The following is a 13,907-nucleotide window of genomic DNA, read 5'->3' as shown; positions in this document are numbered from 1 at the left end:
ACAAAGATTTGAGAAATAAAACCGTAGAACCGATAATCGGGTTCTACGGTTCTTAGTTTGAATATGGTGCTCACTTTTATTTTAGAGTGGTTAAACTAAATCCATGACATTGTGAACACTCAATGGCAGGGTAGTGATACCTTGAGTTTCCCAATCCTGCAACAGTGTATCAACGGCCTCGTGCCGATCAATCAAAACGATACCGCAATCACCACCACCAGCACCAGAGGTCTTAGCTGCGCCACCGTGATCTTCAGCAATCGCACATAGGCTATTTAAAGCGACTGTTTCGATCGGAACATGACTGAATGCACTTAAATGTTGCAACAGTTTGCAATTTAAGCGAAGTTCACGTTGGATGATATCGATCGCACCATCTCGAAATCCTTGAATCATCCGGTTTAAACAATCACGGCTTGATTGCAAGAATGTTCTGTATTCGAGTTGATCCATACTTTTAGCCCAGGTGACCTTGTCAACTAAGTGAGATGTTGACGCAGGAGAACCTGTCCAGCCGATTAGCAACCTTAAGTCTGCTGGCGGCGTCAGAAGTTCAACAGACAGTCCAGGCCAGTCAAGGGCTAACAAATCAATTAGCGGTAAATCATCACGTTTGGCCGTTAGCCACTGATGGTCGAATGAATGGTAAGCAATCCAGCCACCGTAAACAGATGCTGCGATATCACCAAGAGACCCGTTACCTTGAACATCCAAATGAGCAATAGCTGCTAATTTAAATAGCGTGTCCTTAGTGATCGGCAGTTGATAAAACTTGCAGAGGGCTTTGACCGTGCCTACCGTAACAGCCGCAGAAGAGCCCAAACCAAACTTTTTGCCATCCTTGCTGTCCAACTGTGAATTTACTGACAGGTGATAGAATTTCAATTCACGTCCGCATGCGCGTGCGTAACTTTCAGTCAGACGAATAGCGGAGAGCAAGTAATGAAAGGGATTATCCCGATTGTCAAACACAAGTTCATCGCCAGCCCGCCGCCAGTTCACTGAAGTTTCTTTGTATTGTTCAGACTCGATTGTGCCGAAGTTTTTACTTTCCTCAATTGTGACAGTTACAAACTGGTTTAGTGCCACAATAATGGCAGGGAACCCCGCTTCAACAACCGCATATTCGCCGGCAATATATAATTTGCCGGGCGCTTTCACGCTAATCAATTAATCATGTCCTTTCAAGACAAAAAATGTGTGCGTTATTCATGTTGAATAGCGCAAACATTGCTCATTTCAAAATTTTATAAATAGGTCAAGCCTGGGCCTGGCTTTGCAACAACCAATTGGTCGTTACCAAATGCTGGCCGTAGATGGTCCAAAATGACGTCAACTTCATCTGCTAGGCAGATAACTTTTACGTTCGGACCTGCGTCCATCGTATAATAGCAGTTCAGACCTATTGAGCGCAAGTCGTTAATTAATTGCATTGCCTTAATGGTATCGCCATTAAAGTATGTGAAAGGCGGTGTGGCACTAAGAGTCGTTGCGTGCATGCACATTGCATTGTGTTCCGCGATTGAACCAACACGGTTTATATCTTTTTTAAGTAATGCGGTCTTCATTGGCTCGATGTCCGCATTTGCTTGCTGAACCCAGTCATTAAAGAACGGTGATGTTTGTGACTGTTTCATGCCGTGACGGCTGCCAATCTTTTTCTCATCTTGTGAGACAACAATGGCAATCATTCGAATTGGCCAGTCAACTTTTTCATCCAACGGCTCAGCAAACGAGCTTTCATCGTCATGACCAGCGTGCCATTGAACGAAACCACCAAAGATCGAACGGGTGGCGGAGCCGGAGCCTCGTCTTGCGAGCTGAGACAGTTCACGTCGGGATAAATTGAGACCGGCAGCTTTAGCAGCGGCCCCAGCCAATGCTGCAAAACCGGATGCAGATGAAGCTAGACCAGCTGTGGTTGGCACGTGGTTACTCGTTTCAATATGAGCAAAGAGGCTGGTGTTAGCACGTTGACGCACCAGATCCATGAATTGACGAATTCGTTGTTGACCATCCGTCGGCAACTTGATTCCGTCTAAAATAATATCATCAGCCGCTAATTGTGCGTCAAACTGAACGCTAGTTGTCGTGTAAAAATGGTCTATTGTCATGGAAATTGAATCATTGGTGGGTAAAATAAGGTGTTCATCTGCTTTGCCCCAGTATTTAACTAACGCAATGTTTGTATGCGCCTTTGCGATTACTGGCGTCTGCGAAATTGTCATATTGCTAATGTCCTATCTTTCGTGCTTTATTCTGATCTTCGTGGTCAGGCTATCGTTGTGTCAATGGTTCGATCCAAGTTGCCACAGCCCCATGCTGTTTCAAGGCATTGGCCACTTTAGCGGCTTGCTCGGCGGTTTGAGTCAGTGCAAACATGCATCCCCCTAGGCCACCACCCGTTAGTTTGGCACCCAATGCGCCTGCATCATTTGCGGCATTAATTAGACGCTGTAGAACAGGGTGATTAACGCCAAGATCGGTTAAGTCCTGCTGAGCAGCTGTCAATGTTTGTCCCAACAGATGAACTTGATCGTGTTGGAGATACTTAGCAGCCGCAGCGGTCAAGGTGCCAAGATGATTGATCAAATGTTGGACGACACCAGGCTGTTCATCATCTTTCAGCAGTTCGCTGACTGAATTAACCGCCATGCTGGTTTGACCTGTTACACCTGTGTCGCCAACAACTAAAAATGCGTTCATGTGAATCGGAAAATGTTTGAGCGGATTACCTTTGACTAACCACACTGGTTGTGTAGAACTAACCGTTGCTGCATCGATGCCAGATGGTGAGCCGTGCGTAATCACTTCCTCAATGTTAACCGTGTCTAATAATAGTTGCGGATCCAGCGCGGTTTCAAAAAAAGCATACACAGCGCGCGTAACGGCGGTCGCAACCGCTGCTGAAGAGCCCATACCACGTTCTTCCGGAATGGCACTATCAATTTTTAAATCAAAGTTTAAAGACAAAGCGTTAAACCGACGCAACAAGCGTTGCAGCAAGACGCGTAATCCCTCAAATTCACCCGGTAAGTCAACCAGTGCCCCCGTAAAGTAGCTACTTATTAAACGTTGACCGCGCGTTGTCTCACTTAATGTAGCGGTTACGGCAACGTTGAGTAAGGGAACAGCTATCGCTGGTTGGTGATGAACAACACTGTGTTCACCAATTAAAATAATCTTTGCATGAGCGCTACCTGTTGCAACACGCATGATGACGTCACTCCTTCGGCATATTTTACGACCATCATCATACCACAGACACAAATGCTTTATCATGCTTAGCGGGTCTTTGCCTACTGCAACAAACAGAGTAGAATGAAACAAGGATCATAATTTCAACATTGGAAACGCTAAGCATATGATGTCAAACCGGTGTTGTCATTATTTAGTAGAAAGGTATTCAGACTTAATGGATAAAGACACAACTTATGCCGTCGTTGATATTGAAACGACTGGCACCAGCGTAAAAGATGGCGATCGCGTCATCCAGATTGGCTGCGCGTTTGTTAAACATGGTAAGGTCGTCAATCAATATAGTACGAAAATAAATCCTGGAAAATCAATTCCAAACGCCATTACACATTTAACCAGCATTACGAATCGCGATGTTGCGAACGCTCCCTTTTTTGATGATATTGCAGCATCCTTTTATGCCATGCTCCAAGGCACAGTCTTTGTTGCGCACAACGTGAACTTTGATTTTCCTTTTTTAAATGCCGAATTTGCTAGGGTGGGGTATCCGGCACTTCAAATCGAGGCAATTGATACGGTGACGCTGACCCAGATTTTATTTCCGACGCTGCCCAGTTTCCGTTTGCGGGATTTGAGCGCTCATTTTCACATTGAGCATGATCAGCCACACACCGCCGACTCAGATGCAGATGCAACGGCTGTTTTGTTAATTAAATTATTGGATAAACTCCATCAGCTACCGATTAATACACTGCGGCAATTGACTAACTTAAACCTGTCATTACCACAGGACACGACAGCAGTCTTCAACGTTGCGTTAGAAGAGGCACGTCATCATCCCAGCAAATTGCCGGCTGGTGAATATGTCCGTGATCGGTTGGTGCTTCATGAAGCCACGCCAATCAAGTCTGTTGATTTGGGTCAGCCACAAGCTTACCCAAAGTCAAAAGCGGCCAAGCAGAAATTATGGGGTTCCAAAATTAGTTGGCGAGATCCGCAAGCCAAAATGATGAATCAAATTTTCAGTAACTACAGTCATGAAAACACTAAAAATTTGATTATTGAGGCGCCGACAGGCATTGGTAAAACGTTGGGGTATGCGGTGCCATTTGCTTACCTATCGCAAACGGGTCAATCGACGGTCATTTCAACCCAAACCACGCTATTGCAAGGCCAGTTTATGCAAGAGACACTGCCACAGTTACAAGAGATGTTACCGTTTGACCTCAATGTGGTGACTGTTAAAGGCAATCAGCACTATCTTGATTTGAATCGGTTTGCAGACACATTGACCGTACCGGAACATTCTCAACAGAGTCAATTTCTTAAAGCACGTATTTTAGTGTGGTTGTTACAAACTGAAACTGGCGACTTAGATGAGTTGCATTTAACGTCATATCGAGCACAACTGTTTGAAGAAGTTTGTCACCGCGGTTTAAAAACCATTAAGCCAAGCGATCCTTTTTATGAGGACGATTATTTACGACGGTTAGACCATCGTATTCGTCAGGCAAACTTGGTTATTGTCAATCACGCATATTTAACGCAGCATGCCGATCAACTGGATACGCTGCTTAATAAGCCATATTTGTTAGTTGATGAGGCCCAGCATTTGCCGGATGTCGCTGTCAATCAACACCGTAATACAGTTCGCTTTCACGATTTGGTGTTACTGTTACACCACGCGCAGGCAAACATTTTTAATCAACACGACCATCATCTGACCGAGATGTTTAGTGAGGATGCTGTTGCCGCAACACAATTGCGGTCCCTGTCTAACACGTTGATTAAATTGGATGCCGATCTAGATCAATTTGGTCACTCAATGTATCGACAATTTTTGCTAAGTGCTCAAGTTAGCGCTCGGGGTCAACGCATCGTCGAACAGCTGATTGATAATCGTCAACTCAAGCAACTAATGAACGATGATAAAGGTGCTTTTACGACACTGATGAACGGCCAAATAGCCTTGACGACGGCGCTGACCAAGTTGCAAAAACGGTTTACGGTTCAATCAAAGAAGTGGCTGAATTCAGATGCAGCGCTGATGCACGAATTTGCCAGCACCGTGGGGCGGATTACGGACTTGTTATCACAACTTGATGCGTTCAAGGCTCAGTTAAATGATCAAGAAACCGCTAATGTTTACTGGTTACGTCAAAATCAATATGGGGATTCGTCAAGCTTGGAACTCAGTGGTGGCTTGTTACTTGCAACTGGTTGGCTCCGTCAAAACGTTTATGCACATTTCAAACAGCCAACATTCACGGGGGCCACGTTATTCACATCCTCCCGAGCTAATTACCTAATTGATCAGCTAGATTTAGATCGGCAAGAAACGGCTACCAAACGCCTTGCTGAACGTTTCGACTATGCATCACAAGCGCGGCTGTTTGTTGCGACAGATGCACCGGCGATTAATCTTAACCATCCGGATGAACAAATTCATTATTGGGCTTCAACGATCGCTAAGCTTGTCCAAACGACCAGCCGTCAAACATTAGTCCTGTTTAATTCATTAGCAGCGGTTAGCGCTGTTTATGAGGCTCTGACGCATGGTTTGCTACCGGAAAACCATACTGTATATGCACAAGGCGTTACCGGTAGCCGTGAGAAAAATTTGAAACGATTTACGACTGAAAATAGTGCCGTTTTGTTGGGAGCTGCCAGTTATTGGGAAGGCATTGACTTACCTAAAGATGCGTTGGAATTAGTTGTCATTACACGGTTACCGTTTGACGCACCGACGGATTTACTGGTTGCCGCGACCAATGCTCAGTTGGAAGCCAAGGGGCACAATCCGTTTTATTCCTCGGCCCTGCCCAAAGCGACCCTACGTTTACGTCAAGGTATTGGCCGGCTGATTCGTACAGACAATGACCGCGGTGTTATTGTCGTGCTAGATCCACGATTGATAACGAAGCGTTACGGTGGCACGATGCAAAAGGCGTTACCAGATGCACTGCCAGTGATCCCCCAAGGAACGGCAGAAATCATCAAACAAACACAAAATTTCTTTAAATGAATAGTAGACCGTTGTTTGATTGGCGATGTTTGCTATAATTAATCAGGTTATTGACATTTTCGTGTTAACAGAACGAATGGAGGTTAGCATGCAGCGAAAACAGCATCAGCAGCGACAGTGGTCACAAATCATTCTATGGACCGTGCTAATCGTGGCCTTTATTGCTGGTAGCGTTGGCATCATTTTTCATGAGGCTTTGAGACCAGCTAAAACTGCTGCGGGACAGACTGTTAGTATTGCACGTCAAAAGGGTATCAGTGATACTGGGGATTTTTTGACTTACAATCGCCAACACACCTATTATTCGGTTAGTGGTCGTAATGCGAAGAATCAAGCGGTTTACGTTGTGGTGGCTAAACAAAACGGACAAACGAAGATTTTGAAGCAGTCCGATGGTACTTCAAAAACAGCAATTCTCCGTCAAGTTTGGCAGAAGAACAATCCTAAAAAGGTGCTGAATATTGGTTTAGGTATTCGCAAGTCAGAACCTGTTTGGGAGGTTACTTACTTAAACCAGAAGGGCAATCTTTGCTACGACTTAATTCGTTTTAAGAATGGCACCACGGTTCAATCCATTCAGAATTTATAATTTTACACAAAAGGGGAAATTTCAGTGGAAACAATCAGCATCATTCACGCACCGGAACACGTCGACGAAAAAGTTCGTATTGGTGTATGGCTTAGCAATAAACGCTCTAGCGGGAAGATTGCATTCTTACAGCTTCGTGACGGAACAGCATTTTTTCAAGGTGTCTTACGAAAAAACGATGTTAGTGAAGAAAAATTTGACGAAGCTAAAGAACTACGCCAAGAAACGAGTTTATATGTAACTGGGACGATTCATGAGGACAGTCGTTCTAAGTTTGGCTACGAAATGGAAATTGAAGATTTCGAAGTCGTTGGCGAAAGCGAAGACTATCCGATTACACCAAAAGAGCACGGCATCGATTTTCTGTTGGATCATCGTCACTTGTGGTTGCGCTCTTCCAAGCCACACGCCTTACTTAAAATCCGTAATGAAGTCATTCGTGCAACGTTTGAATTCTTTAATGAACGTGACTTTATCAAAATCGATGCACCACTGTTGACTGGTTCCGCACCAGAAGGCACGACTGAATTATTTAAAACAGACTATTTTGGTCAGGATGCCTTTCTGTCACAAACTGGTCAACTGTATGAAGAAGCTGCTGCGATGGCGTTTGGCCGGGTATTCTCATTTGGACCTAGTTTTCGGGCAGAAAAATCAAAGACCCGTCGGCATTTGACAGAATTTTGGATGATTGAACCAGAAATGGCGTGGATGCACCAAGAAGACAGCTTGGCCATTCAAGAACAATACATTGCCTTTTTAGTTCAGTCAGTCATTGATAACTGCCAAAGCGAATTAGCCGTTATTGGGCGTGACGTGGAAACGTTGAAGAAGTACACGCGGCTACCATATCCACGGATTTCCTATGACGATGCAATTAAGCTGCTTCAAGAAAACGACTTTGATGTTGACTGGGGCGTTGACTTTGGATCACCTGAAGAAACGTTCCTCGCTAATCACTTTGATCAACCCGTGTTTGTCCTGAACTATCCAAAGGCAATCAAAGCGTTTTACATGAAGCGACACCCAACACGTGATGACGTGGTTATCTGTGCCGACTTGCTCGCACCAGAAGGCTACGGCGAGATTATCGGTGGTTCTGAACGTGATACTGACTTTGATTACTTGCGTGACCGAATCGTGGAATCTGGTCAAGATCCTAAAGACTACGATTGGTACCTTGATTTACGCAAATACGGTAGTGTTCCGCACTCCGGTTTCGGTTTGGGTCTCGAACGGTTCTTAACATGGATTACACTTCAAGATCACTTGCGTGAGACGATTCCATTCCCACGGATGATCAACCGGATTTACCCGTAATTTTAAATGCATTTGCTAAAGTGGTTTTTGTGAGACAATCTCATGAAAACCACTTTTACGTGGGGCGAGCGATGTCAATTGTTTTTAAAATACAGGCTGATTAATCAGTAACAATCCGGATAGTGTTCAGGTGTGATTACTGGTATAGTACAGGAAGAAAAGAAGGTGCACGAATTGGAAAATTTTGCGTCAGCTTTATTGCAGGCAGGTGAAACGACAATCAATAATTTAATCCTGACTCATTATCGCGAATTAAATATGAATAACGAAGAGCTGATTGTGTTTTTACAATATAAACGTTCTTTGGATCGTGGTATTGATTTTCCTGATGCAGAGGCCGTTGCAAACGTAATGGGTACCACTACGGCTGACGTTTATACGCAGCTGGATAATTTGCTCAAGAAAGATTTGTTGTTGATTGAGTCTAAGGCGAATGAGACCGGCAAGCTACGTGATCGGTATGACTTTACACCGCTATACCAAAAGCTGGCTGCTTTACCAGATACACTCAGCGGTGTGCATACAACCACTGCTGCTGTATCTGCGCCTGATTCAAAGTCGGCAAGGGAAGATGTGTTTAACAAAATTGAGGTTGAGTTTGGTCGGCCACTCAGCCCAACAGAGCTTCAAACAATCGCACGTTGGTTTGACGAGGATCATTTCAAACCCGAATTAATTCTAATTGCCTTACGTGAAGCAGTGCTAAACCAAGCTTATAGCTTGCGTTATATTGATCGAATTCTCCTCAGTTGGCGTCAGAAAAATCTAACTTCTGCGGGACAGGTGGAAAAAGAATTGTCACAAAGGCGCACAAGACAGGCCACGCCGCCGACACAGTCGACACCAAAGGGGCCAAGCATTCCTTTATTTAAGGTTTCTGAGCCACCGGCACAATCATAGCAAATGAAAAGGGCACCCCTATTAGTTTTTGACTAAGAGGGGTGCCCTTTTAAAATTGGTTCAAATGTAGTGGTGCAGGTTAGTGACTACTACTTTGGCTATTGTTGCTTTCACTGTTTGATGAACTATTGCTCTCGGAACTGCTACTCGACGAACTTGAGCTAGCGTCATTCGAAGAACTATTGTCATTATTGCCGCCTTGAGTAGCGTTGCTTTCAGACTCGCGGCTGGAAGCGGCGTTATCGGACATGCTTGAACTCGAATTGCTTTCTCGTGAGAAAGAAGAGAAGGAAACCATAGAGGATGAAGATCCAGTGGAGCTACTTTGATCCTTTTCGTTCAGATATTGTTTCCAGTCTGATCCGACTACGGCAAGTTCATCAACGCCGTTATGCCGAACAACTTGAACACTGCTTGGACGAACCCAATTATCATTGGATTGTGTTTGTGCCATGTACATTTGGAGGTTCTTGTAAATGGCCTCTGCGATTGATAACTGTGCTGTTGTCATGTAATGATTTGGTTCATTTGGCTGATCATAACCGGTCCAAACGGAAATGGAGCTGTGCTGCGTATAACCAGAATACCAAGCATCCATAACAGCGCCGTCCGGAATACCTGAAACACTGCTTGGATAGCCTGACTGACCAGTTTTACCGGCCTGATATAAACCAGGAATTTGTGCACCTGGTGCCCACGTCGCTGTTGGCACGCCCTTAAGCATATCCGTCAACATGTAAGCTGTTGCTGAAGTCATCGATCGGTGTGAGGCTACGTCGAACTTGTGGGTAACACCGTCAGCAGTAATGACTTTATTGACTAAATGAGGGGCCCGGTACGTTCCGCCGTTGGCAATGGCACCAAAGGCTGCTGATTCTTGTTCACTGGAAACATAGGCGCCAATCCCATTTGAATATTGTAAGGCTGACTTAAACTTCATGCCGTTTTGCGCCATAAATTCAGTTGCCCGGTTCAAGCCGACTGCTTCCAATGTTCGAATAGCGGGAATGTTACGTGATTCAACTAAGGCTTTACGCATTGTTAAGGAGCCTTGATATTTTTGATCCCAGTCGTTCAGTTGAATGTTAGTGCCCGGATAATTGTACTTAGTGTCCTGAACAGTTTTAAACGTTGGCCATTGTTTGTACTCGATGGCCGGGCCATAATCCATAAATGGTTTGATGGTTGAACCGGAGGACCGATCCGTTTGTGTGGCTCGGTTTAATCCAAAGGCAACGTTTTGTTTTCGGCTACCAATCATGGCTGTGACAGCTCCGGTTTGAGGATCTGTCATCGTGACACCAACTTGAAGCAGGTCACTAGGAAAATCAACGTATTTATCAGTGTTAACGATGTCGTATAACCGTTTCTGAGCGTTCATATTAAGGTTGGTGTAAACCTTAATACCTTCCTTATAAGGGTTGTAACCCTTCTTTTCAACTTCTTTGATAACTTGTTGAAGATAAGCATCGAAAATTTTATCATTTGAATCTGTGCCATTAACAGTATGGTTAACGGACAATCCCGAAGAAATCGGGGTGCTCAGGCCATCGGTTAGTTGTTGCTTAGTGATAACTTTGTTTTCATACATTGCCCGCAGCACGGTATCACGTCGTTGCTTAGCGTAACTAGGATGGGCCACTGGGTCATAGTAGGTTGGTGACTGTGGCATTCCTGCAAGAACTGCTAATTCAGTATAATTAAGCTTCTTTAATGGCTGGTTGTAATAATATTTGGCGGCAGTGGCCATGCCATAAACACCATTACCCATGTAAACCTTGTTAATGTAGTACTCTAAGATTTGGTCTTTGGAATAATGTTTTTCTACGTAATAAGCGAGCGCTGCTTCTTGTGATTTGCGTTTTAACGTACGGTCAGAAGCTGCGGTTGAAAAGACGGACAGTTTAACCAGTTGTTGCGTCAACGTTGATCCACCTTGTAGTCCCAAAGAGCTTCCGTGGATATTGGCCAATGTTGCACTAATGATTCGCATTGGATCAATTCCGAAGTGGTGTTTATAGAAGCGACGGTCTTCAATTGAAACAACGGATTGCTTCAATGTCTTGGGGATATCCTGCGAATGCACGTACGTCCGGTTTTGTGCGCCTAAGTTTGAAATCACATTGCCGCTGTCATCTAAAATTTCGGTGGAGTTTTGGCTGGTTAATTGTGCAGTCGTGATTTTGGGTGCGCTGGAAGCGTAGTAAGCAAACAAACCGCCACCTGCCAAGAAACCCAGCAAGATAATACCAAGTAACCAGTATAAAATGGTTCGCCAAAGTGGTCGTCTTCGTTTGGGACCGGATGTTTGTAGACTGCCATCGTCGCCATGATACCGGGCGATGCGTGACTGAGATTGATCATTATTGTCAGACATGTTGCTCTCCTTAAACAGTTACTTCTTTTTTGCAATCAATGAATCGACTGCACTTAGGTATGGAACTAGCGGATTAAGCTGAAAGGGAATTGAATATCCACTTGCTTCAATGTCCGCACGGGGAATTGATTTTCGACCACCGTTTGCCTGATTGTCCCAAAATTTGAACAAGACAGAGGCTGGTAACAAGAACGTATCCCCTTCATTGGTGAATCGAATGATTGCAAAGCCGATCCCACCGGCCTGAACACAGGCACGTAGGTGTTCCACCTGATGCTCGTGGAAATTTTTTAGCGGGAAAGAAACTTTATTTTTCGTTTCTTTCGCATCAAAATCGATGTAGTGGCCTTGGTACACACCATTATAATCGGTTGTTGATGGGTGCCTAAAGTAGGCTTCTTTAATCGTTGCAGCGGACCGTCTGGGGTAATCAACTTTCACAATCTGAACTGGTGTCGGTTTTTTATGAATCACCGCAATGCCATTTGTCAGGTAGTATTGATTACTTTCGTTTAGTTCCGCCTCCAAAGACATTCCACGGTCACCGTAATTCGTTCTGGTGCCGGTATGCAAAGGGGCAGACTGTTTTGCTGGTCCATGATAAGCTGCTCCGTTTGGGTAACGGATGTTCACAACAGACCACACTCCTTAGTTGTGTGCGACAGCCCGCAAAAGCACAGGTAGTGATTGAATTTTAGTTTTTAAATATCTGAAATTTCCTAACGCTACCAGACTTGCAGGCATTTTCGCCACACTTTCTTACATTGCTCCCATTATATCAGATTTGCCGAATAGTCTCCGAGACTGTAATGATGTTAACAAACCCGTAACTTATGTTTAATATGTTTGTGATGAAAAAGTGCAATTTTTGACAAAGCTGGGCTGATTTAGACAGGAATTTGCGTCACTGACTTTGTTTATGGCAAAATGATATTTAAAATTAAGGCTAACTAATGTGAGTTTTATTTATTGATTTTAACTAATCGGGAAGGATATTCACTAGTATGAGTCGGTTATGGGTTACTGGTTATCGTAGTTATGAACTCGGCGTATTTGGCAGTAAAGATCCTAAACTCACAGTAATAAAGTACGCGCTCCGGCAAACGTTGACTAACCAAATTGAAAATGGCGTTGACTGGATCATTACGGGGGGTCAGCTGGGTGTTGAACAATGGACGATTGAGGTTGCCAACGACCTCAAGGCTGATTACCCGCAACTAAAGGTGGCCATGATGCTACCATTTGCTGAATTCGGGGAGAATTGGAATGAGAACAATCAGGCCCAGCTTGCAACACTGCGGGAACGGGTTGATTTTTCAGATTCAGTGTCAAAGCAATCTTATCAATCGCCGCAACAATTAAAAAATTATCAAGCCTTTATGCTTTCGCATACAGATGCGGCACTTTTAGTATATGATATAGAACACGAGGGCAAACCAACGTACGATTACTTAGCCATCAAGGCTTTTAACGACCAGCATCCTTATGAAATGACCCTCATAGATTTCGACTGGTTGCAAGAGAGTGCCGATGAATATCAAGAAAATCATCGACAGTCATTTTAATTTTCGTCAACATGCGATACAATACTTAAAGTCGTGTTTCGACAGATAGATGATGAGGTGTAATGTTCATGCAAGAGATCAACTTTACGACGCAGGATATTCTGCAAAAGGAATTTAAGGAAAAACGAATGGGAACCGCCTACGATCCAACGGACGTTGACAGTTTCTTGGACCTTGTAATCAAAGATTACGAAATGTTCAATCGTGAAATTTCTCAACTTCGCGCCGAAAACGAACAGTTGTCCGGGAAGGTTGATGATTTAACTCGTCAAGTTAACGCTCGTCAATCTGTTCAAAGCAACGTTGAAACGTCCACTAGTCAGGCTAATAATAGCGTAACTAACATGGATATTTTGAAGCGGCTTAGCAACTTGGAACGCCATGTATTTGGTTCTCAGCTGGATAATGGTGCCAACAACCAGAAGGGCCAAGACACTTTTAGTGCTGGTTCCCAGTCTGGTTGGAACGACTAATTTTATTTGTTAACCAAATATTGCAAATTTCGGGTAATTGGGCATAACTTATGTTGTGTCAGGAAAGTCCATGCTCGCACAGGCTGTGATGCCTGTAGTGTTCGTGCTCAGTGAAAAAATAAGCTGGGGTGCCTTCTCTTTTGAAGGTAACGGCGGGAAAACGTTGCTAAGGCTTCGGCTATGCGCTAGTATCCCTGAAAAGTGCCACAGTGACGAAACCAGTATGGAAACATGCTGGGTGGAACGCGGTAAACCCCTCGAGCGGGAAACCCAAACTACGGTAGGGGAGCTTCACATAGGTAACTGAACTGATTGTGGGGGAAGGTCTTTGACCTTGAGATAGATGATTACCACGGAGTAGATTGCGCCTGAGGTCTACGAAGTACAAAACATGGCTTACAGAAATTTGCAACAGGCAGTCCTTCTCACGTGTGAGAAGGACTTTTTTGTACTTTGCATT

11 protein-coding genes and 1 other RNA gene are annotated in these 13,907 nt (G+C 44.3%); 7 read left to right on the top strand and 5 right to left on the bottom strand.

The features are described from left to right. Window positions 1-90: 90 nt before the first annotated feature. The 3 genes from ABUE36_RS07915 to mvk form a co-directional block, all read right to left on the bottom strand. Complete coding sequence (locus ABUE36_RS07915) at window positions 91-1,170, bottom strand: phosphomevalonate kinase (protein ID WP_421016531.1); 1,080 nt, start codon at window positions 1,168-1,170, stop codon at window positions 91-93. Between the two features lie 77 nt (window positions 1,171-1,247). Next, the gene (gene mvaD, locus ABUE36_RS07910; RefSeq protein ID WP_421016530.1) at window positions 1,248-2,228 is read right to left on the bottom strand and encodes a diphosphomevalonate decarboxylase; all 981 of its coding nucleotides are present in this window, start codon (window positions 2,226-2,228) and stop codon (window positions 1,248-1,250) included. Window positions 2,229-2,277: 49 nt separating this feature from the next. Next, a complete protein-coding gene (gene mvk, locus ABUE36_RS07905; protein WP_421016529.1) occupies window positions 2,278-3,216 on the bottom strand; it encodes a mevalonate kinase in 939 nt (312 codons plus the stop codon). A 199-nt stretch (window positions 3,217-3,415) separates the two neighbouring features. Between mvk and ABUE36_RS07900 the strand changes: the two genes are divergently transcribed. From ABUE36_RS07900 to ABUE36_RS07885, 4 genes are all read left to right on the top strand, one after another. After that, window positions 3,416-6,223, top strand: coding sequence for a helicase C-terminal domain-containing protein (locus ABUE36_RS07900; protein ID WP_421016528.1), 2,808 nt, complete (start codon window positions 3,416-3,418; stop codon window positions 6,221-6,223). An 88-nt stretch (window positions 6,224-6,311) separates the two neighbouring features. Beyond that, window positions 6,312-6,812, top strand: a complete 501-nt coding sequence (locus ABUE36_RS07895) for a DUF5590 domain-containing protein (protein ID WP_421016527.1) — start codon at window positions 6,312-6,314, stop codon at window positions 6,810-6,812. Between the two features lie 24 nt (window positions 6,813-6,836). Continuing rightward, window positions 6,837-8,132, top strand: coding sequence for an asparagine--tRNA ligase (asnS, locus tag ABUE36_RS07890; RefSeq protein WP_421016526.1), 1,296 nt, complete (start codon window positions 6,837-6,839; stop codon window positions 8,130-8,132). Between the two features lie 165 nt (window positions 8,133-8,297). Then, the gene (locus ABUE36_RS07885) at window positions 8,298-9,032 is read left to right on the top strand and encodes a DnaD domain protein (RefSeq protein WP_421016525.1); all 735 of its coding nucleotides are present in this window, start codon (window positions 8,298-8,300) and stop codon (window positions 9,030-9,032) included. 79 nt (window positions 9,033-9,111) lie between these two features. On the opposite strand, the gene ABUE36_RS07880 is transcribed toward ABUE36_RS07885, so the two are convergent. Then, window positions 9,112-11,409 carry a transglycosylase domain-containing protein gene (locus ABUE36_RS07880; protein WP_421016524.1) on the bottom strand — a complete coding sequence of 766 codons (2,298 nt, stop codon included), beginning with the start codon at window positions 11,407-11,409 and terminating at the stop codon, window positions 9,112-9,114. 18 nt (window positions 11,410-11,427) lie between these two features. Further along, window positions 11,428-12,042, bottom strand: a complete 615-nt coding sequence (recU, locus tag ABUE36_RS07875; protein ID WP_421016523.1) for a Holliday junction resolvase RecU — start codon at window positions 12,040-12,042, stop codon at window positions 11,428-11,430. Between the two features lie 371 nt (window positions 12,043-12,413). On the opposite strand from recU, the gene ABUE36_RS07870 reads away from it, so the two are divergent. The 3 genes from ABUE36_RS07870 (at window position 12,414) to rnpB (ending at window position 13,851) form a co-directional block, all read left to right on the top strand. Then, complete coding sequence (locus ABUE36_RS07870) at window positions 12,414-12,974, top strand: DUF1273 domain-containing protein (protein WP_421016522.1); 561 nt, start codon at window positions 12,414-12,416, stop codon at window positions 12,972-12,974. Between the two features lie 68 nt (window positions 12,975-13,042). Continuing rightward, on the top strand, window positions 13,043-13,447 hold the full coding sequence (gpsB, locus tag ABUE36_RS07865) for a cell division regulator GpsB (RefSeq protein WP_017261829.1): 405 nt from the start codon (window positions 13,043-13,045) through the stop codon (window positions 13,445-13,447). Between the two features lie 25 nt (window positions 13,448-13,472). Then, window positions 13,473-13,851, top strand: an RNA gene (gene rnpB / locus ABUE36_RS07860) — RNase P RNA component class B. Window positions 13,852-13,907 lie beyond the last annotated feature (56 nt).

The organism is Furfurilactobacillus cerevisiae (assembly GCF_048961765.1).
GTDB classification, from domain to species: Bacteria; Bacillota; Bacilli; order Lactobacillales; family Lactobacillaceae; genus Furfurilactobacillus; species Furfurilactobacillus milii_A.
The sequence above is the reverse complement of the archived record's forward strand: the minus strand, read 5'-3'. Positions and strand labels throughout refer to the sequence as shown.